Genomic DNA, 20,185 nt, shown 5'->3' with positions numbered 1-20,185 from the left:
TTCTATTCATTCCCCCAGACACCATATTTCTCTCTTAAGAACCAAAGCAACTCCCTATCTCTTCGTGTACGAATCGAATGAGTAATATAAGAATTAAGAAATCTTTCAGTGTCTTTTACAATCTCAAAGTATGGATCTTCTCTGTCAGTAATCAACGGTAATGGAATATTGGTGGGAATAAGGCTATCAAACATAGGTCTGAATAACTTGGCAAACTCGTCAATATATTCATTAGGAACTCTATGCCTAATTTGCTCATAAACCTCCCCCACTATTTCACCCCAAGCCTCTTCAATATTGTTTTGCTCATGGGATTTACGAGGGAAATTGATAATTTTATTCATGTTGACACCTATGTTCTTTTCTTGGCTTGCTCTAATTCTCTGAAGAACTTTTCAGTGAAATCAGCATTTTGATCATCAGCATAAACATATGCAGATTCACTACCATTTGTAAACTCAATTTGGACATTCTTTGGATTACCTGCATCAATATTTTTAGGTATCACAGGTGCTTCAATGATTGGCGCTTGAATATTGGGAACTTGCAGTTCTGGCGCACTACCACCAGTTGTAAATGAAGAACCAGATCGAGAGTTTTTGTTCTCCCAATAATCTAGCGTTTTCTCCATTTGTTGCTTGGTAGTATTAAGATTTTGGGTAGTTCCACCCTTAAGTGCTGTAGTAGTTTCTACCGCTAAACCATATCTAGCTTTATCAGCCATATCACGTGCACGACTCTTATCCATACCCGCAGCAACTAGGCGGTTATAGTAATCCTCAGCCATACCGTTAATCCCATCTTGCATTTGAGCAAGACCTTTATTAGTGGCAGCAGCTTTAGCCTTACGGTCGGCATCCACTTTAGCCATGGCATCCAACCATTCGTCTGCAGTGCTTTTAGCTTCTTCACGGGCAACACGGCCAAGTTCACGGAAACCATCAGCAGCCGAGCCTCGCGCAGTAAGACCAACACGTTCAACCGAATCTGTCAGTTCATCCATTGATTTAACAGAGGCTTTACCTGTTGAATCTATTTTAGCTGACAAACCTAGTGAAGCGGCTTGTGCAGTCATTAATGAGACTCTAGCTTTGTCACCAGTAGCAATAGCATCATTCAACATAGTGCTATATGCTTTTTTAATGCTTTCAGCAGTTGCCAGACCACTTTTTCTCACAACCTCAAAGTTCTTTTGTGAAAGATCGGCAATTGCATTTAACTCATCCTGAGTCTTAATCCCTAATGCTGAAAATGAAGCTAAAACTGGATCTAACACCATTGGTAAAGAACCTGCTTTTTGCTCAATTAGATTCAAGCCATAAACAACTTGCTCACCAGTGATTTTTCCTTGATCTCCCAGCTCAATTAGCTTGGCTTTCGCATAGTCCAACTCTTGCCTAGATTGTGCAGTATCAATCGCCTTATTTAAGCTGGCAGTTAATGCAAGCCCTGTATCAATACCCTGAGCCTTATATTCATCTAGATGATCAATAATCATCTGAATATCATTGCTCGCAGATTGAAATGTTTTAGTGAATTGCCCCTTTAATTGCTCTGCACTTAAACCTGTTCGTTCGAGTGCCAGATCCATTGCAACCTGTGTCACCTGTGCCATTTTATTGGCTTCTTGAGCGGTTCCAGCAAAAGCAGCCTGAGCATTGGTCTGGAATACAACAAGATCTTCGTTAACCAATGCACCTTTTAGTTCAGCACGCAACTCTTGTGCGGTGATCTTACCAGTGCGTTGCAGCATATTTAATGCTGAAACGGCGTTATTGATGCCCATTAGAGAATCAAATTTCATTGACTCTCCGACTTCTTTCAGCGCTTCACTGGTTGGCTTTCCATCCTTAACAAGTTGATTAAACTTGGTGACAAGCTCTTGAGATGCCTTGCTTAATTCATAAGTCTTGGCTGTACCTTTTTCCGCAGCCGCCGCAATCTCCTTTTTCATGTCAGCAGAGACTTTGGCTCTCGCCGCCTCCAATGCTAATTGATCATCAAGCTTTTCTATTGCATCGCCATAACCTTTTAATTTGGCAATTCCTTCTCCAGCCCATTTCCCGATTGGTACCAGCACAGTTGAAACCAACAGACCAGTCGCTGCAACACCGACACCAAGAGCACCCAAACGCCCAATCAACCCACCAAGAGTGCTAGTAGTCGCAACTGTTGAGGCTGCTACCGTTTTAGATGAACTTGCTGCGGTTGTTGCTAATCCGGCTTTTGCGGCTGAGGCTGCACGTGTGGCTGTAGCATTAGCCAACTGGGCTTGAGTGTTTGCAACCACCGAAGCTGTTTCTTGTGTAATTGCAATTGAGGCTGCTCTAACACCTGCCGCCTTATCCAAAAATACAGCAGCAATATTTAATGCTTTGTAGGCAATAAATGCCTGAGAAGCTAATTTCAAGGTGTTGAATATAGAGTCAAGATTATCAGCAACCCATTTTAGAGATTCAGCAACTTTTGTACTAATGCCATGAGATCGATCTAGCTCGCCTATAAATACCATCCATGATGTTTTTACATTTTCGATAGACTGGCCAATTGTAACTGGCATTTTGGAAAATTCTGATTGAATGGTATCGGACTGACTTTGAAGAGCCTTAATAACAACATCAGTGGTTAATTTCCCGTCATTTGCCATTTTACGAAGCTGACCAAGTGTAACCCCCAAGCCATCAGCCAATGCGCGTGATAGCCTTGGTGATTGTTCCATCATGGAATTAAATTCTTCACCACGTAAGACGCCACTCTGCAAAGCTTGATTTAACTGTGTAATTGCTGCGGCATTTGATTCTGCACTACCACCACCAACCACCATTGCTTGATTAATAAGTCTTGTGATTCCTAGGGCTTTTTCTTGTGAATACCCCAATTCAGTTACAGCATTATTGACACGAGTAAATAATTCACCTGTTGCACTTAAGTTCGCCCTGGTCTCAATAGCTATATTTTTAACACCCTCCATTGCAGACTCAAAGTTTCCAGCTTTTTCTGTCGATAATGCAATTCGCGCTTCTAATGTCTTGAATTCATCCGCAGTTTTAGCCAACTCTTGTACCGTTGCGCCAATACCTAGTGCTGCCAGAGCCGCTGTAACAGCATTAAACCCTGTTTTTAAACCCTCAACCTCACTTGATACTTTTCTGCTAATGGTTTCAGTTTCTTTAAGCTCTCTATTAGCCTTATCTGATGCTTGGGTAAATTGGTCAAATGCCTGACTAGCCTGCCCAACCTCTTTCTCAAGCTCATCTACCGCGCGTTGAGCTGATTCAATATCCTCAGGTGTTGCATTGGTTGCCGCAAAAGACTGTAGTTTTAATTTTGCTTGATCTAAATCAGATTTTAATAAGCCTAAAGCTTTTTCAGAAACGCGGCCAAACTCTGCAAAGTTTTTTGCAGTTTCACCAGCATTTGTACCTGCGCCTTTAATGGCCGATGTCGCATTGGTTAAATTCTGGGTAAGGGCACTTACCAATTTAGTTGTGCTTTCTGGAACAATTTCTGCAATATTTTTTGATGCTGTGTTTGCATCATTACTGGTGTCTTTTAATTCATCACCAAGTTTTCCAACTTTTGCAGATGCCTCACCTGCTTCTTTTTCCAGCTCATCAGCAGCTTTGGTAACACTAGATACCGCACTCGTTGCATCGTCAGCCTTGTCTTTTAGGTCATTTGGTATGATTTTTCCAACTTCTTTACCTGTTTTTTCAGATGCATCACGGAGTTTGTCAGCTTCATCTTTAATCGATTTAACAATTGCTTTGGTTACATCATCTGATTGCTTAAAGTTGGATACATAATCTTTTGTGTCGGCTTGCAATACAACTTTAAATACTAATTCTTTTGACATTTTGTTCTCACAATAAAAAAGCCGACTTTTTAAAGGTCGGCTTCGCTTAGAAAAATAGTAAATCTTGTCAATAGAGTTTAAAAGACCTACAGGGGATGAGGTGTCAACAGGATTTTAGGCATTAAAAAACCAACCAAAGTGGTCGGTTCTGTTGATCAATTGGATATTAGTTTTTCAAATACCACTCAATGCTATGGGGTTGCTTATTGCCAACATGATCAAGAGCAAGACCATAACCAATCGCTTTGCGATTTAAAATGTTGGCATGTGTGACAGTTTCCGATACCAAGCCACCTAAACGACCTGCGTAGCTACTTTGCATTGCTGTTAATGCGGGATAAACCTCATTCTTAATAAACTTTGCAAGTATTGGAACGTACCACATTAGAAATTGAACATTTTTGTCATGCAACACAGCATGAATGTGTGGCTCAGTGTCTTTTCGTTTCTCAGCAGCACTATATAAAGCGATCAGATGATGCACGTATTCAACAGCTACTGGAATCTGTTCATATGGAATCTCGTCAATACTGTTTGTGCCGAAACGCTGATTGATTAATTTCCATGCGTCACTTGAGCTTAGGTGTTTAGTCTTAGCCACAAGCAAGGTATGAGCGTCATGTAAAGCCGTGCGTTCAGACTTGTGGGTTTTTACAATTGGCGCACCCACCTCTTTATCCAAAACATCCAGCACCCATTTGCGAAATTGTTTAGCTACTGCGGTGCGTGCAAACATTGCTATTAGGTGACAGCCACGTAATGAAAAGATGCGAGATTTTTTCTTATAATTACCTGAGGTCACTGATTCAGTGACTTGAGTCATGGATTCAGTAAATTCATCTTTATTTGAGTTATAAAGATTACTAACTGACTTAACGCTCTTGTAGCCTAGCGCTTGAGCTAACTCAGTCGATGAAAGCCAGATTTGACCGTCATTTAAAGCTACAGGGTGAAAATTCACATCATGGAAAGATAATGCTAAACTAGACATATCAATATCCTTTTTGATCGGGTTGTTGGTAGAAGCCCTTGCTCTTGGTTGGTAGCCTGCAAGGGCTTTTTATTTAAGGCACTATTTCAATGCCATTGACAATACTTTAACAAGGCACTAATATGGTGTCAACAGTTGATTGGAAAAATAAAATGAGAGATTCGCTTCTGCAAAAACAGGCTGACTACATTAGAACGCAGGTTCGTATGCCACCAGACCTACATGAGGCGGCATCGCAGTATGCCAAGGAAAATGGCATGTCTTTAAATGCTGTTATAAACTTGTTTGTAGAGTCTGGACTAAACCCTAAGAGCAACAACCCAATCCAAGATATAACTACTTTATCAGACGAAATAGCCACCAAAGTCGTAGATTTACTCAATAAAAAAGCACCGTGAGGTGCTTTAAAAAATACTTAACTCTGCCCAGAACGCTTAAAGTTATCATCATTCATACAGTACTCTAAGCTACCCCTCAAAATACCAATCATGCGATAAACCTAACAGTAATCAATTAATGCTGTTGCATTTTCTTGAAACTCTTTGCTTGCTTGCAAAAATACATCCGAAATAAGTTCGTTCTTCTGCATAAATTGCAAGAATCCATCAATTGCATAATCATAAGACTTTATCAGCTCACCTTTCATTTTTGATTCGCAAAATGTTGAGGTTTGTTTTGCCTCTAGATTTCTTTTTATCTCTTGCATATCTTTTACTGGTTGAGATAACGCTATTCTAGAAGTTGAGCCTGCAACCTTGATTGCATCGCTCCATCTTGAAGCAAGCCCCACATAGAATTGTTTATCAGATTCACTTAAGGTTGAAGATTCGATCACCTGCTTAGCCTCTAAATAATCCATTGAATATTTGGATTGCAAAAGTTGAATATCCGCATCCAATATGGCTTTTTTCTTTTTTTGTTCAATTGCATCCTTTTTAGCCTGAACTTCAGCTTGGCGTTCATTTTCTAGCTTTTTTTCATAAGCAAGGGCTTCTTGCTCGCGGCGATCCGCTTTATCTTGACTGTTTTTATACATAAAAAACATTGCTGCAAAAGATAAAATCAAAAAACCTATAATCAATTTTTTCATAAGTCTAATACTCAACCATGCTCCCACAATGTTTGCACTTGCGTGCATCATAGCGAATCAATTCACGACAATCAGGGCAATTTTTTTGCTCTACACCATTTTCATCCGCTTGCAATTTATTTCCTGCAAAATAAGAAAAAGCATCTTGAGCTACAATTTTACTTCCTGATTTTAGTGTTAAGGATTCAGGCTTTCTTACGTAAGGTATGACATCTGGGCTTTTACAGTTTGCGCAAACACCAATGCCGCCCCTGCGCCAAATCATATATATGATTCCTGGTATAATTGCAAAAAACCAAAATAAAACAAATGATATTAAGGTGCTTCCCTTTAGCTCTGATTTACTAACTGTTTTACAAACCTGACACTCAACTACCTTACCAGCCATTTCTTATTCTCACTTACTGCTTACGTCAATTTTAAAAATCTCACCTCTACACACCCATACAGTATATGTTTGCATATCAATGTCGTACTTATATTCAGTAGCAGCGCACGTATAACGACCATCTTCGTATACAAAAAATCTAGGTTTTGGTTTCCCCATTTTCTGTAGCAAGCTCGCTTCGCTATCCCCAACACTAACCAATTCGAATGATGAGCGCATAGAGTTAGTTTCACGTGCAAATACACTTACTGATAATAAAACTGATGCTACCCCTAGCAATAAAATCTTTTTCATAATGTTAACCATTTGTTATTTAGTTCACACAATTTAACAAACAGCAGAAGTTGAGGCAATAAAAAACGCCACATAAGTGACGTTCGGGCTTTTCTTTTGTGGGTATTATGGTTTCCATAGCAACTGAATTAATGCATCGCCATTTCTGCACTCTTAGCCAAAAATGCAGAGCGACTTAAATGTTGTTTCTTGGCGACTGCATCAATACGTTTGACCAATGCTTCAGGCATACTGATATTGATGCGTACAGACTTACTATTAATCTTTGATGTATCAATGTCAACCAATAACCAATACCCACCCTCAAAACGCTCATCATTAGCCCACTGCTCAGGACTTGATGGTTCAGGTAAGTCTAAGTCTTCACCATCAAAATACACCTCTACAGCTTCTTGAGCCATACGGGCAATATCCTGCATGTCATCAGCAGCACTAAAGCACCCATCAAAATCAGGAAAGGTTAAACCATAAGCAGAATCTTGGTCTTTATGAACATATACTGGATACAACATATTTACCTCCATTCCCAGCCAGCTTGTTTATATATATTACGCAATGTTCCAATAGGCATATCTTTACGAGGGTGCGGTACCACGACATGACCCGATTTCTCGGGATGTTTAAATTTTTCATGATCACCCTTACCGCCCACCTTGACCCAACCTTCTTGTTCCAAGCGTTTGATAATATCTTTACTGTTCATTGTGTAATTATACACACTCAAATAGTGTTAAGCTAGCTTAACCATCTAAATGCTTAATATATTTATCCCACCCTTGTTGTTTTGCATTATTAGCCACACGCGTTGCAATTGCATAGGACTTGATTTGCTGCCGCTCTAATGATTGCGCTTCTTCTAAGTATTTTAAAAATACACCATACGGCATATTCATAATATCTTCATGCCTATGCCCATTTTTTACTAAAAAAGCAAATGCATCAAACCAACTAGAATCTTTGGTTTTTTGCCCTGAACTTTGATGATTTTTTTCTCTCTTAAAAAAAGCATCATTGACCTTTATCACATCTAAAACAAGATCAGCAATTGCCTCTTTCTCTTCATGGCAATTCATGAAGTTATCAGGACTCAATGTTGTCGCAAGAGCACAAATCCCCATGATGTTTAAAATTTGAGGCTCAATTAACGGCGTGATTGTTTCTATTGAATAACTTTCCAATGAGTTTTTAATCTCATTTGCAAAGCCAGCAAATCGCTCCAAGTTCTTCACTTGGATCTGCTTCACTTCAATTTTTTGATTAACAAATACATGGGGCAATGATTCATTGTTAGCAAGGAAAAAGTCATTCATAGAAATAATCCTAAAATACAGGCACAAAAAAAGACGCTTATGCGCCCCTGTGCCTGCTCTGTTTGTTTATGCTGCTGATGGAATTGAAACGATATGGCCGTATAAACCCAATGCTGAATCAGATTCTTTTTCCACATCTGACAATGCTTGACCTTGGATCTCGTACTGACCAAGATCATCATGGATTAACGGAAAAGTCGTTTCAGGTGACTTCTTGGTACGCCACAAGCGGACGGCCATGTGTTTTTTAGTGGCCTTGTTAATGCCTTTAAAGAACAACTCGTATTCTTCTTCCAAATCAGATGCAATCGTTGTTTGAGCAACCGCACCAGTTGTATAGGTTGCTTTTAGTGGCATAGTTAAGTCAGCCACATCATTGAATATGACCGTTCCAAACTTCACATCAAGCGTGTACTTGGATGGATCAATCGTTGCTGGTGTGCCTGCTGAATCTGTAAATGAAACCGCTGACAAGTTATACCCATCCAACATGATTTCTTCACCAGCAACCACAGTCCCAATATTCTGATCAGAAACAGTCGCTGATGCAATTTCATGATTGGTACCCGATAAGATGTATTCCAGATTCTCTGGATTGATCTCTTCAAGTTGGCCCGAAAACTCAACACCTGTCGTATTCACCATTACAAAGTCAGTTGTGCTATTTCCTGAAGTACTCTCAGTATGTTCGATCAGATCCGCAGTAATAGAGATTTCAAATTCAGGTACATTGCCAATAAAGCGCATTGCGCCTGCAACACCATTTGCAATTTTTGATAAGTAAAACTTACCTTGCAGATAAATATATTCCTTAGCCATTCACTTTGACCTCTTTGTTTGTTTTTGGGGTGGCTTTAGCTTCATTCACCAGTTCAGCCACTTTTTCTGGCTTGACCTCTTCAATCACCTTATCTGCAAGCAATTGAGTAATTTGCTTTTCACTGAGTCCCGCCACAAAGTCCCCAGCAGTAAAACGCCCCACAGGTTGCAGGGCTTTATATTGTTTATCTGCCATTAAGCAGCTCCTAAATTTTTTGTGATTCAAAAATCACGGTGTAGTAGACAAATGCAGGTCCATAGCCGTCTTTCACCTCTACTATGCGTAGTGGCACAATTGAACTTTCAGGCTCCCATCCAGCTAAGAGATCAATAACTTGATCCAGTAGCTCACCTGCTTCATCAGCAACCGCTGAGATATCATTAAGCTGTGATTTAGCATTGCGACAAGCAACAGTTACTGCCCACTGCAAACCAAGCAAGTTCTTGGAACCTCGACCAGCTTCATCGACCTTTCTGATTCGATGAAAATTGACATGAGCTGCAGGTGTAACCTGCCCCATTTCAGTCACTGATACGGAGTTCAACGGCGTATAGATTTGCTTAAACTCAGGAATCTCTTTGAGCTTTTCAGCAATCTCGGCGCGCACGGCGAAGAAATTAGCCACTTAAGTGTCTCCCTATAATGTTTAAGATTTCCTCATCATCTTCATTGTTGATGCCCAAGAATGAACGAGGCGGATTGACCACCTCTTTGACCTTGCGCCAATTTCCAGCAACATTAAAAACCAAATATTGACCCGTTTTTGGCAGGATATGAGCGCCGTAGTGCAAAGCCGCTGCATATTCAACATTTGTTCCCCATTCCACTCCGCTATCAACAACATTGTGCGTCATGCTGTTCATTAAGCGCCCTGTATCACGCAATGTTTGACCTTTCTGAAGCTCGGCCCTCCATGATTGTTTCCAAGGATTACCATCTACACCCGATTGATCAACAAAGCGCAACTGAGTGGAACTTACGCCGTATGCACCAATTTCATCGAACATGGCTTGTTTGTCATATCCTAAAAGATGATCAAACAATTGAATGATTGCAGAATCCCCATCAGCTTTTATTGATATAGAAATTGGCATAAACACCTCACTTTAAGCTTGGCATTTGATTAAGCACATCATCACCAAAAACACCGCCTCTATACGTTGTCCCAAGAGGTATAGCTGCTGGATTACGTTTCGGCTTTTCCTCAGCAACTTCGTTTTGTTCATTTTGAATGTTGAGCACTGCCTTACGATCTGCGATTCGTTTTAAGTAACTCACCTCAGATTCATAACGCTTCTCTACTTCCTCTGTCGGTTGCTGAAAGTAAAGACGGTAACGAGTGATATTGCAGGCAACACGTTTTAAAGTACTTGGTGTTGATGGAAGCGGAAGATCATAGGCAACGGCGACATAGCTATCAATTTCTTCGGATGCATCCTGAAGGGCCTCATTGACCGCATCAGGATTAGTCTGCATAGATTCAAGGTTAGCTATTTCCGCTGCACCAAATCTTGATTCAAGGTCTTGTCTGGTCGCATACATAAATCACCTTACTTTGCTTCTGGCGTACCTTTATCTGCGTTTTCATCCGCAGTGGCCTTACCTGGCTTTGTGGATTTAGCTATAGCCGCAGCCAAATCAGTTTCAAGTTTTGTGATCTTGGCCTTCAGATCCACAACTTCGCCCAAAGCTTTGTCCTTCTCTTCGGTAAGCTGTTTATTCGTGGCCGTCAGATCCACAACTTCCGCTTTGAGCTTTTCCAATTCTTCAGATGTATCATCTGACGGCGTTTGTTCTGGTGGCTTAAATTCTTCAATTGCGCCAGATGCTAAAAGGGCTTGTATGCGTTCATCATCAAGCCCTTTGATTTCTACACCAGGTAGGAACTGTCCTACCGATTGCAATGCAATATATTTCGGCATTTCCTACCCCTTAAATTGTAATAAAGCCTTGGCCACCAACGATGCCGTTCTTGTTAGATGGCACAACAAGTGGTGAGGATTCAGTTAATAACATGATGCCACTTGGATCTTCTTCATACCATTGACGGTCAAAGTATTCTAAAGCGAGACCATTTGCATGAATGTTTTCGATCTTACATTGCGTCACATAACCGCTTGTGTCGGCGATTAATGCAAAGTAATCAACTGGAATAAAGCGTTTAGTGGTGCCCTTATTCTTATATGTTGCATCATAAGTCCAAATTTCGAGGTCACCCAGATAGCCTTTAAATTTAGCTGATTTAGATGCATTTAATTCAGGTCGATACGGAACACTGATACCCGCATAAGGTGCAACAAACTTAGCCTTAAAGTCTGGATTCTTCTCCAAGACCGCCCAAACTTTACCAGTTGTAAGGATCATTGTTGCTTCACCGCCGTTTGCATCCAACATGCGCTGAGCCATAGTGTCGATATCCTCGACAGGCGTTGCATTTGCTTGATCCCATGCTATTGCAGGGGTAAAGGCTAACGAAGCGTCACGGCCAAATGAAACCACATTACGGCTATAATCGTCGGACTCTAAAACCACCTTTCCAGTGACAACCAATTCAGCAGCCATTAGGATTTTTCGGTTATCAATTGAATCATGATTACGCTTAACCGTTTCAATTTGAGCAATCATATATTGCTCTGCCGTGCTCAATTGGTTTGAACCCGTTGCAACAATACCTGCATCACGTAAACGAGCCAAAAGCGCCGTATCCCATGCGGTTGCTGGGGTAACCTGATTTTTAGGTTTTAGATAAGCAGGCTTAATATAATCAACTTCAATTGCAGTTGTTGGGTCAAACGCACGGCCTGCAATTTCAGGTGCTACCAGTGGAGCAATATCAGATTCAATCTCTAATTCAGCGATTGGCACAACATTTGTGGTAAATGATTTACGGCGTGGGAAAAGCTTATCCAACAACCATGTATCCATTGGCGCATTGGCTGAATGAATCAAAACTAATTCATTGACGTCAAGCAATTCCAACGGTGAGTTATTAATTTCAAAAGTTTGTGGCATTTTTTACACCTTCGCTAATTCAATGTTGTTTTTGGTTGCTTGTGCACGGGCAGCCGTATATTGATTGGTTGCTAAAGCGGTACCAGAAATGGAAACTGCTTCAACGCTATAAATACCACCGATATAAATTGGAATTTCAGTACCATTTGCTGCTGCAGTAGTTGCTTCAGCCGCTGTCAGTGTAGCCCCGCAAATTACACTCCAAGTTGAAGCATCAGCTGCATGAGTTAGAACGTTAGCGGCTGACAAGGTAAGCAAATCACCTTTTTTATAAGCTGTTGCCGTTGTGACCTTTGCATTGGCTTTTCGTGTTTTACCGACATCCAAATTGAAAGGACGTGATGTGTGAGATGTGCTAATCGTAGTCATCTATTATTTCCCCTTGTTTTGAGCTGCAAATGCTTTAGCACCAGTTGAAAATTGATGCTCTTGGTTTTCTTGAGTAACACCCTGCTGACCACCATTAGCCTGGTGCTTAAATAAATGGCTTAAATTGCCAGCTGGCTTGTCATTTTTCGGTGCTGAGAACTGACGCATTTGTTTTGCAGCAAAGGCAAATGTTGTATCGTCCATTTCTGTATATGCTGTTTTATCTTCAACACTGAATTGAACTTTTAATTCAGTTTCAAGTGCAGCGATATCTTCCGTACGTTTTGTTTCCTTGAACTGCTTCAACTCAGTCAAAGCATTGTCACGTTCAGTTGTAAGCTGTTGATTATCAGCTTTCAGTTTTTCTAATTCGGTCACGTCTGTGTCCTCTTGCTTGTTAAATTGTTTAGATGTGTGGCTTGCTGCTACTGCAGACGTATTGTCATCAGCACCAAGCGCACAAAATGAAACTTCACGGATCACACCGTTACGGAAAATCCTGATAGGCCCTTTAAGAGTTTTGCCATTTACAACAACTTCACCTCGTTCAACCTCTTCAATTGAACCTGGTACGATATAAACCGACATTTCCCACGGATAACCCTCATCACTGTCTTGGGCAACTTCTTGGCCGTTCTTGTTAGAGAGCAAATCACCAGAAACTTTCAGGCCACCTTGGTTGTCTTTGGTGAAATTACGAACCACACCTGCACGGCGACCAGGATCATGATCGATCAAAGCCCCTAAGGGTGTTTTCATTTGGATTGTGTCCAGATCAAAGATCACATCACCCCAGTAGTAATGGCTTTGAATCACTTCACCACTGTAAGCAACACCAGTAAATGTACGTTTTTTCCCTTCTTCAGTTGATTTCTGAATATCAAAAAGATTGGTCTTAAACTGGTACGCTGAGATTGGCGGATCTGGCTTTTCGTTTGTTTCTGCCACTTTTCTTTCTCCATAAAAAAACCGCCCTAAAGGACGGCTTAAATATTCATAAAGTTAATTTAATAAGGCTCTTAGCGTGTAAATAAGCTGCCCCTTGTTTGTTTCAATCGATACGACCTCAAAAGCCAGACCAATTTCAAATAACACCCCTTGGCCTGCATGCAGCTTGGCTAAATCAATGCCTGCGCCATTTGCATTAATGATATGAATCATCACATCAGACCCACTGCCTGCAACAAGCATGGGCGAGTTAAGCGTTACTGTTTGCCCCACTTGATACGCTGCTACTTGATTTAATGTTGCTGCTCCCATCACGGCGGTAGTGGTATTCGTTGCGATTGCTTTAATCTGTGCCATATCACCCTTAACCCAACGCCGTATAATGTCATCAGCCAACGAAATAGAATTACCGTTGAGATATGCACTCAATGCTGAATCATTGCCCTGCACGTAATCTAAGAAGGTTTTGATTGCACTTGGTCTGATACTTGGATCAAGTGGTAAAGCCTCATTGACGATAGCTTCAAATAGATCACGGCTTTTATCTGTCATTGGTGAAAGTAAGCTTGATAATTTCTGACTAGCTTTCCATTCAGCAATCACAGCCTGTTTCTGCACAAGCAGATACTCTTTGTCCAGAATTGATTGAGCAATTTTCGAATCCACTACAGATTCCATTTCACCAAAAGTTAAAGGGCTTGTAGACCAGCCATTAGCCTCTGCGATAATCGGCAGATCCTCATCGGAAGTAATCCCATATTTAAGAGCCTGAGCTTCTGTTAGAGCAATGATTGTGCATCGACACATATAATCCCACGGCGCATAGTATTTCAGCCAGAATGGATCATCTATGTGACGTATGATGCGGTTAAGTGCAATATGAGAAGGTCTAACCCGATTATCATTAATAGCGACATACATTAAATAAGGCCGATTGGCTTTATTCTTTTGCTGTTGCTGCCACCGCCCATGGCCGTAAGCTGTTTGGATATTGGTCCTAAAAACGTTCTTGAGATATGGCTCGCTTAGGATGATTTCATTCTCAGCAACCAGCCTTTTAAAATCATTGAACGTGCCGCCGTCAATCAAAATCTTATTGACTGACTTAATCACTGTTTCGACCTGCTCAATACTAGACAGAAAGCTAACCGTTGCAGCCATCTGCCTTGTATTTAGGTCCAGTTGATAAAACTCATCAGGTAATACAATTTTTCGGCTCACAGCAAAATGAATAGCTTCCAGAAATGGTATTGGCTGCATTCTTATTCTCCACTTGCTGTGACATACCCCAATACATCAGCTGCATATAAAGCCATATCAAGATTAGCTGCGAATTCTGAATCACTTGCACCTGGCATAAGTTGCATTAAATTACTTGCCAATTCTTCTGGTGTGTCGCTCTTCTGAATCAAATCATTAATCTGCTTTGCACTTAATAATTGAATTCCCTTCTGTCCATCAGTTAGCTCTTCGACTTCCTGTTGTTCAGGTGTGAACTTTTTTACTGATGCAGCAAAACTAAATGAACTCTTCGGCAAGGCTTTAAATTGCTTAACTGACTGCACCTGAGGTGTTTCTGCAACATCGCCGTCCTGCAAACCGTACTCACGCGAGAAATATTGTTGTGTAAGGTTTGCACCCGCATTTTTAAGCTTTACATCACGATCTGCCTGATCTGTATTAAGTTGCTTAGTTTTCTCGCCTAAATAGACCTCATGTTTAGGCCAGTTATTCAAAGTACACAAGGCATTTACAGCTGCTTGAAACGTTGGTGTAACCAGACGGACATCCGCATTCAGCTTATCTTTGCGCACATTCTCATGCACCTGACCTAATGCACGACTCCCTGTGCCATCAGTTCCACTTGTCAGTGTTTGGCCAAGAATCACTTTCTGAATTTGGCGGATCAAAACGTTATTGAAAGTTTCAAACGATGCACCTGCAGTACCATTAGCTCCTGCAGTTAAAACCTGTACATCATCTTCAGAATCAATCGAAAGTACACTTTGAGCATGCGCATTAAGCAATGCCTGATTCATATCATCTGTTTCTGAATCTTTGCATTTACCCAAAAGAATTGGTGTGCCAAAACGCTCAAGAAATTTCGCCCAAAACTTAAAGCCATTCTGTTTAAAGAAGTTCAACCAGTACAACGTAGCAAGTAAGGCTTTGCCATATGGCTGCTCATAGGTTGCCTTACGCCGTGTTAGAAAGAATTTAAGCTTCTGATCGACTACTACCTCTTGGCCTGTTCCTTCGGGCCGATAAATCAAACGCCCATCATTTTTAGGCTCAAACCACTGCATCGGCTTTTCACCGATCCATTGCAGCCCTATGTGACCTTCAGGCTTTTCTTCATAGACTGCCTCTAAAACCGAGTAACCAAAAAAAAGTGCATTAACTGCGCCTGATGCCAACTCTGTAAACCACTCTTTAAGCTCCTGCATGAGCAACAGTGCTTCAGGTGTATCACTCGGCTCAATTCGGAACGGCGTTGCTAGTAGCGCATCTATACGTGTTTCCACTGCCTGAGCAATCTCATCATCATCAAGTAAAATTTTAAGGCGATGACGAGAAACACCAGCCTTGCGCAATACCTCGTCTATATCAGGTTGTTTACCCAAGTTATAGAGCATTGACACGGCGTTTTGTTGGAATAAGCTTCCCCCAGACAAAGCCTTTTTAGAAGCTTTGTCTTCTTTCTTAGACTTTGCCATTTTGGTACCTTATTTAAAATGTTCGACTTCCCGCTGTTGCGGGTTTTTTAGATTGTCTTGATTCATTCAGATCATTAAATGCATCACTACATCCATCGACCTGATCATCATGTTTTGCATTAGGGAAATTTCTTAACTCTTCAATCAGTGCTTTATTCCAGTCACCGCGAAGCATCTTCACATTCCCCACATTGACCTGTGCTGCAAATGGCTGTGCCCTTGTGATCTTATCGCCTGATACTGGCTCAGCTTTTACTTTGAATCCTGATAATTTACCTACAAAGTTTTTTGCTTGAGATTTACCTGCCTGACCAGGATCTTGTGGCAAGCGGATATAAACACCTTTGCCATCTATCTGAGCTGTTTGGGTAATGGTATTTTCCACTCCATCAGGACCCCAACGACCACGAACCATATCGGTGATGTAGATTGTGTTGTCTGGTGCTTTAGCCAGTTTAGGTCCCGCTGTGTAATCACCTTCATTCTCTGTTGCAGCCAAATCCCAAGCACGACACTCTTTGATAATATCGGTCGGAATAGCATCAACAATTTCGATTCTATCTGGCTTAAAGAAACCACCAGCAGGCGGCGCAGGGCGTTGTTGATACTGACCTGCAAAGACATACGGCGATGCATCTTCCATAACCCTAAGGCGTTCTATGGTGTGCTTTTCAGGCCATAATGCAGAACCATCTTCTTGTATAGCCGAAAAGCACAAATGCTCCCATTCTTCACCATTTCCGCCGTCAAGCAACCACCCCGCTAGATCCTCTTCATGTAATCTTTGCATAATGACAATGATCGGCGTATCAGGTGAGTTGGTACGAGATTCAAGCGTATTTTGAAACCAATCAATCACCCCATCACGGATAGTTTTTGATTTAGCTTCACTTGCCTTGTGTGGATCATCAATTATGATCGCACCACCAAAAGAATCTCGAATCTTACCTGCGCCGAAACCTGTAATCGTTCCGCCTGTACCTTGTGCATAACAAACGCCACCAGCCTTGGTGCGCCAGTCATCCTTAGCTTTACTATCATCACGCAATACAAAATCAGGAAAGACATTTTTAAATGCCATTTCCTGCACTAAATTACGTGTTTGAAAGGCATTATTTGCAGCTAGGGTTGCTGAATAACTGATATGAATGAATTCGCTATCAGGCACTTTACCGAAGCACCAAGCCATAAAATTGATTACGGCGAGCTCCGTTTTTGAATAACGTGGCGGAATGTTAATGATTAAGCGCTTCGTCTCGCCGTTAAACACCCTCATGAGCGCATCACAGACAATCCGATGGTGCCAATTGTGTCTCCACTTGTATTTACGGCGTTGCTTAAACAAGTACCGAGAGAAAAAATAAAGATCTTCTTGAGCTTCAATTTGGATTGCTAGATCTCTGCTTGGGTCAGAATTCATTTAGTATCTTCTCCCTTGCATTTAAATATTCTTCTACAGTTGTTTGGGTTTGAACTGTTTTAATAGGCCCACCACCAGCACCCGTTAATTCCGTTTTATTTGTGTATAGCCCACCACTATCCTTTGCCGCTTGCTCCATGATGCGCAAAGCCATAACAGTATTCTTTGTTTTTTGAAGCAATTTATCGTATTGCTTCATTCTGTAATGTTTATTTGCGATGGGAATATCTACTAAACCTTTGTCAAATTTTTTTCGAGTATCCTCAAAAAGTTTTTTAAATTTTGCACTAAGGTTTTTCCCTGCGGCTTTTGTTGGGTCGTATGCAGCACACTGCATTCGATCCACTTCAATTCCAAACTCTTGTTTTACCAGAATTGCTACTTCTTGAGGTGTATCACGGCATGCAAGAGCTTGAACTATAAAAATTTTCACAGGCTCTTTTAAGGCTGCCATAACCACCTCTCCGTATGACTACGTATAACAAGATAGTCAAAAAAAATGAGCCAAACGGCTCAACTAATAACGCATGTCCCACAGCACTTGGAAATATTTACATCTGATACAAACGGCGCTTGCTTCGCTACTTCAACAAGTCGCTTCACGTTTTCGCTTGCTCCCCATCGTTTGACTACACCCACAAACTCCTCTACATCATGACCAGCAAGGTAATGCTTTGGTAGCCCAGTCATATCACTGTAGAGCGGCTCACCGTCATCATCTCGCTCAACGCCGATGTGATATAGCTCATGCTCAATCAAAGCACAAAAGTCTCGATCAGTAGCTTGCTCGCAAAAACTTGCATCAATAGTAATTAAATAGATCGGTACAAAACCATACCAGTCGCGCATCTGTTGCTCTTGTCTTGCTTTACGCCATCCGCCCTGGTTAAACATAACCTTTTCACATTGACCTAAAACCATACGCTTTTTAGCAACGGCGGCGGATGATGCCCATGCAAATGAAAGAAACTCTTCATTGTCGTGTAGCATCTCAGCGATATGGTCATGATCTGGATTGTAGAGTTCACCCTCTACTGTTAGATAATTGGCAATCACCCAGTCCTTTAAATCAGGTGCAGGTGCCAAGCGTAAAGCTTCTTCTTCATCGGCTCGATCAATCAATTCAGTCGGTGGAAATGGTCTTATTTGGCTCATTAAATGTATGCCTCTTTAAATTTTTAAGCCATTGCTGTGCAAAGTGGGCTTGTATCTGCAATGGCCCCGCTTCGTTAATCTTAAATCTTGCGGCTGACTCTAAACGAACGATAGTAAATCCCATTTCATAAGCGGTATGTTCACGATCAGCATCATGTGAAAACTGCTTTCTTTTGCGACCAGCAGACCAAGGTCCGCCCGCTATTTCAACAAGGATTCGATACTCAATTAAATGGAAGTCAAAACGCCAGTGTTTTGTTGATTTAAACTGGAACAACGTTTCATATTTAATTTCCAAAATCTGTAAGGCACGCTCCATATCCTCAAAAGCTTCTAAATAGTTTTGTTTCGCTTTCGGCAACGGCGTATTTCGTGGCTTATTTTTCTGTTCGCGCTTTTTGGTGAGTTGAAAATATTGATCGGCTTCCATAATTTTCACCCATAAAAAAGCCCCACATTGGTGAGGCCTCAGAAAATAAATTTATTACTTTGATTTATTGTCACCCAAGCCTTTAGGCTTAGAATCTCCAATAATCTTAATCGGTGGTGTTGGAACTGGTGGTGGTACTGGCTTTGAAGCATGTAATACCATGTTATTTGTGCTCCAGTTTAGTTTTATCACTTCTTTCTTCAATAACTATTGGAGGTCTATCAACCTCAGGGGGAACAGGTTTGTTAAATCTAATCTTTTCCATATTACTCAAATGATCAAAATATCAACTATAACTAATAGTACAGTTAACACAAACATTAATCCACAGAATTTTATCTCCATAAAAGCCTTGTTCAAATAATTGACTTTTATCGCATTTCTATCTTCATATGTCTTAATTACCCCAGCTATATCAATGGAAAGATAATAGTAAATAGTTGTGAGCTCATTTTGAGTAAAGTAATCAACCATTTTCTGATTATTTTCTAGTTTTCCAACTTTACTAACTTCAAGAACGTGGAATAAATTTCTAGCTATGCTGGAGAGTGACAAGAATACAAAAACCATCAAAACAACAATAACGTAAACAATAAAAGATTTGTTTCCAACATTAAACAAATACTGTTTTGAAAATATACTCATGGCTGCAATTATTATTGATGTAAAAGTTAAGTATTTAGCAGCCTTATCCTCATGTTTCGCATGTAACGCCTTTACACTTTCTAGTCCTTTCAGCTGAAATTCATAAAGTGTTTTATAAACTTCTTTATCAAATAGATCATCGTCAGCCATAAACACCCCAAAATGACAAAACCCCGCATTCGCGAGGCTTTTGAATGGCTTAAATATATAAATAGCCAACTTATCACAAATATGCCATACCTCGTGCGCACACTCAAGTGGTTTTTTCAAAACTTTCAAAACTAAAATGGGAATAGCGACTTTTGATAAATGCAAAACCACATTTCAAATCTTGGCGAATTTGATTTACTGATGTATCACAGCTATCAGCAATTTTTCTTAATGAATTGCTTAAAACGTGATGTGACCAAATAGTGGAGATCCATTCTTGTAAAATTTCATCTTCAATCAACTGCAGATCCATAAACAACCTTTGGATTGCTCGCGCTTCATTCTCATTAAGTTGACAGCAAGTACCAGTCTTTTTAATGCATAACCGGTCTTTCAGCTTTTCATCATTCATATACATTGCGAGAAGTTTTTCACGCTGTTTTTGAGTGATGCGCTTAGTAGGCATTGTCTTAACAACACGGACCATCTTTTCAGAGTCACCATTAATCCATGCCCCCAACTGTCTGCACCATTCCTCAAAAGTATATTTAGACCAATCCGTTGCTTGCATAATTGTCATCACACCCATC

At 40.8% G+C, this 20,185-nt stretch carries 27 protein-coding genes; 1 reads left to right on the top strand and 26 read right to left on the bottom strand.

Annotated elements, in window-relative coordinates:
* Window positions 1-2: 2 nt before the first annotated feature.
* From F903_RS07700 to F903_RS07690, 3 genes are all read right to left on the bottom strand, one after another.
* Complete coding sequence (locus F903_RS07700; protein WP_005196008.1) at window positions 3-344, bottom strand: hypothetical protein; 342 nt, start codon at window positions 342-344, stop codon at window positions 3-5.
* Window positions 345-352: 8 nt separating this feature from the next.
* Window positions 353-3,856 carry a tape measure protein gene (locus F903_RS07695; protein WP_005196007.1) on the bottom strand — a complete coding sequence of 1,168 codons (3,504 nt, stop codon included), beginning with the start codon at window positions 3,854-3,856 and terminating at the stop codon, window positions 353-355.
* Between the two features lie 166 nt (window positions 3,857-4,022).
* Window positions 4,023-4,847, bottom strand: a complete 825-nt coding sequence (locus F903_RS07690) for a BRO-N domain-containing protein (protein WP_005196006.1) — start codon at window positions 4,845-4,847, stop codon at window positions 4,023-4,025.
* 152 nt (window positions 4,848-4,999) lie between these two features.
* Between F903_RS07690 and F903_RS07685 the strand changes: the two genes are divergently transcribed.
* The gene (locus F903_RS07685) at window positions 5,000-5,245 is read left to right on the top strand and encodes a toxin-antitoxin system HicB family antitoxin (RefSeq protein WP_171065218.1); all 246 of its coding nucleotides are present in this window, start codon (window positions 5,000-5,002) and stop codon (window positions 5,243-5,245) included.
* 101 nt (window positions 5,246-5,346) lie between these two features.
* Here F903_RS07685 and F903_RS07680 read toward each other — a convergent pair whose 3' ends face one another.
* The 23 genes from F903_RS07680 to F903_RS07570 all read right to left on the bottom strand — a co-directional run bounded on the left by F903_RS07680 (window position 5,347) and on the right by F903_RS07570 (window position 20,184).
* Entirely contained in the window at window positions 5,347-5,937 is a 591-nt protein-coding gene (locus F903_RS07680; RefSeq protein ID WP_005196003.1) for a hypothetical protein, read from the bottom strand.
* A 4-nt stretch (window positions 5,938-5,941) separates the two neighbouring features.
* On the bottom strand, window positions 5,942-6,325 hold the full coding sequence (locus tag F903_RS07675) for a hypothetical protein (protein ID WP_034594958.1): 384 nt from the start codon (window positions 6,323-6,325) through the stop codon (window positions 5,942-5,944).
* A gap of 9 nt (window positions 6,326-6,334) precedes the next feature.
* Entirely contained in the window at window positions 6,335-6,619 is a 285-nt protein-coding gene (locus F903_RS07670) for a hypothetical protein (protein ID WP_005195994.1), read from the bottom strand.
* A gap of 128 nt (window positions 6,620-6,747) precedes the next feature.
* Entirely contained in the window at window positions 6,748-7,131 is a 384-nt protein-coding gene (locus tag F903_RS07665) for a type II toxin-antitoxin system HicB family antitoxin (protein ID WP_005195992.1), read from the bottom strand.
* Window positions 7,132-7,133: 2 nt separating this feature from the next.
* Window positions 7,134-7,322 carry a type II toxin-antitoxin system HicA family toxin gene (locus F903_RS07660; RefSeq protein WP_005195990.1) on the bottom strand — a complete coding sequence of 63 codons (189 nt, stop codon included), beginning with the start codon at window positions 7,320-7,322 and terminating at the stop codon, window positions 7,134-7,136.
* A 37-nt stretch (window positions 7,323-7,359) separates the two neighbouring features.
* Window positions 7,360-7,929 (bottom strand): hypothetical protein, encoded by a 570-nt coding sequence (locus F903_RS07655; protein ID WP_005195988.1) that lies wholly within the window; start codon window positions 7,927-7,929, stop codon window positions 7,360-7,362.
* Window positions 7,930-7,995: 66 nt separating this feature from the next.
* Window positions 7,996-8,748, bottom strand: coding sequence for a phage tail tube protein (locus tag F903_RS07650; RefSeq protein ID WP_005195985.1), 753 nt, complete (start codon window positions 8,746-8,748; stop codon window positions 7,996-7,998).
* Window positions 8,741-8,944 (bottom strand): hypothetical protein, encoded by a 204-nt coding sequence (locus F903_RS07645; protein ID WP_005195977.1) that lies wholly within the window; start codon window positions 8,942-8,944, stop codon window positions 8,741-8,743. The genes F903_RS07650 and F903_RS07645 overlap by 8 nt, the downstream gene beginning before the upstream one ends.
* A 10-nt stretch (window positions 8,945-8,954) precedes the next feature.
* The gene (locus F903_RS07640) at window positions 8,955-9,374 is read right to left on the bottom strand and encodes a phage tail terminator protein (RefSeq protein WP_005195975.1); all 420 of its coding nucleotides are present in this window, start codon (window positions 9,372-9,374) and stop codon (window positions 8,955-8,957) included.
* The gene (locus F903_RS07635) at window positions 9,367-9,843 is read right to left on the bottom strand and encodes a phage virion morphogenesis protein (RefSeq protein WP_005195974.1); all 477 of its coding nucleotides are present in this window, start codon (window positions 9,841-9,843) and stop codon (window positions 9,367-9,369) included. The genes F903_RS07640 and F903_RS07635 overlap by 8 nt, the downstream gene beginning before the upstream one ends.
* A 7-nt stretch (window positions 9,844-9,850) precedes the next feature.
* Window positions 9,851-10,291: a gp436 family protein gene (locus F903_RS07630; RefSeq protein ID WP_005195973.1), complete on the bottom strand. Its 441-nt coding sequence runs from the start codon at window positions 10,289-10,291 to the stop codon at window positions 9,851-9,853.
* A gap of 8 nt (window positions 10,292-10,299) precedes the next feature.
* Entirely contained in the window at window positions 10,300-10,671 is a 372-nt protein-coding gene (locus F903_RS07625) for a hypothetical protein (RefSeq protein WP_005195971.1), read from the bottom strand.
* Between the two features lie 10 nt (window positions 10,672-10,681).
* Window positions 10,682-11,761: a major capsid protein gene (locus F903_RS07620; RefSeq protein WP_005195968.1), complete on the bottom strand. Its 1,080-nt coding sequence runs from the start codon at window positions 11,759-11,761 to the stop codon at window positions 10,682-10,684.
* A gap of 3 nt (window positions 11,762-11,764) precedes the next feature.
* Window positions 11,765-12,130: a hypothetical protein gene (locus tag F903_RS07615; RefSeq protein ID WP_005195962.1), complete on the bottom strand. Its 366-nt coding sequence runs from the start codon at window positions 12,128-12,130 to the stop codon at window positions 11,765-11,767.
* A gap of 3 nt (window positions 12,131-12,133) precedes the next feature.
* Window positions 12,134-13,078: a hypothetical protein gene (locus tag F903_RS07610; protein WP_005195960.1), complete on the bottom strand. Its 945-nt coding sequence runs from the start codon at window positions 13,076-13,078 to the stop codon at window positions 12,134-12,136.
* A 54-nt stretch (window positions 13,079-13,132) separates the two neighbouring features.
* Window positions 13,133-14,338, bottom strand: coding sequence for a phage head morphogenesis protein (locus F903_RS07605; protein ID WP_005195958.1), 1,206 nt, complete (start codon window positions 14,336-14,338; stop codon window positions 13,133-13,135).
* Window positions 14,339-14,340: 2 nt separating this feature from the next.
* A complete protein-coding gene (locus tag F903_RS07600) occupies window positions 14,341-15,795 on the bottom strand; it encodes a phage portal protein family protein (protein ID WP_005195956.1) in 1,455 nt (484 codons plus the stop codon).
* A gap of 13 nt (window positions 15,796-15,808) precedes the next feature.
* Window positions 15,809-17,215 (bottom strand): phage terminase large subunit, encoded by a 1,407-nt coding sequence (gene terL, locus F903_RS07595; protein ID WP_005195955.1) that lies wholly within the window; start codon window positions 17,213-17,215, stop codon window positions 15,809-15,811.
* Window positions 17,205-17,669 (bottom strand): DUF2280 domain-containing protein, encoded by a 465-nt coding sequence (locus tag F903_RS07590; RefSeq protein WP_005195954.1) that lies wholly within the window; start codon window positions 17,667-17,669, stop codon window positions 17,205-17,207. Before F903_RS07590 ends, terL begins: the two co-directional genes overlap by 11 nt.
* A 59-nt stretch (window positions 17,670-17,728) precedes the next feature.
* Window positions 17,729-18,370 (bottom strand): putative metallopeptidase, encoded by a 642-nt coding sequence (locus F903_RS07585; protein WP_005195953.1) that lies wholly within the window; start codon window positions 18,368-18,370, stop codon window positions 17,729-17,731.
* Complete coding sequence (locus F903_RS07580; protein ID WP_005195952.1) at window positions 18,339-18,800, bottom strand: hypothetical protein; 462 nt, start codon at window positions 18,798-18,800, stop codon at window positions 18,339-18,341. The genes F903_RS07585 and F903_RS07580 overlap by 32 nt, the downstream gene beginning before the upstream one ends.
* Window positions 18,801-19,070: 270 nt before the next feature.
* Complete coding sequence (locus tag F903_RS07575) at window positions 19,071-19,595, bottom strand: hypothetical protein (RefSeq protein ID WP_005195947.1); 525 nt, start codon at window positions 19,593-19,595, stop codon at window positions 19,071-19,073.
* Between the two features lie 103 nt (window positions 19,596-19,698).
* Complete coding sequence (locus F903_RS07570) at window positions 19,699-20,184, bottom strand: hypothetical protein (RefSeq protein ID WP_005195945.1); 486 nt, start codon at window positions 20,182-20,184, stop codon at window positions 19,699-19,701.
* Window position 20,185 lies beyond the last annotated feature (1 nt).

The organism is Acinetobacter sp. NIPH 298, from assembly GCF_000369505.1.
GTDB lineage: Bacteria > Pseudomonadota > Gammaproteobacteria > Pseudomonadales > Moraxellaceae > Acinetobacter.
This window is presented reverse-complemented; position numbering and strand designations above follow the sequence as displayed.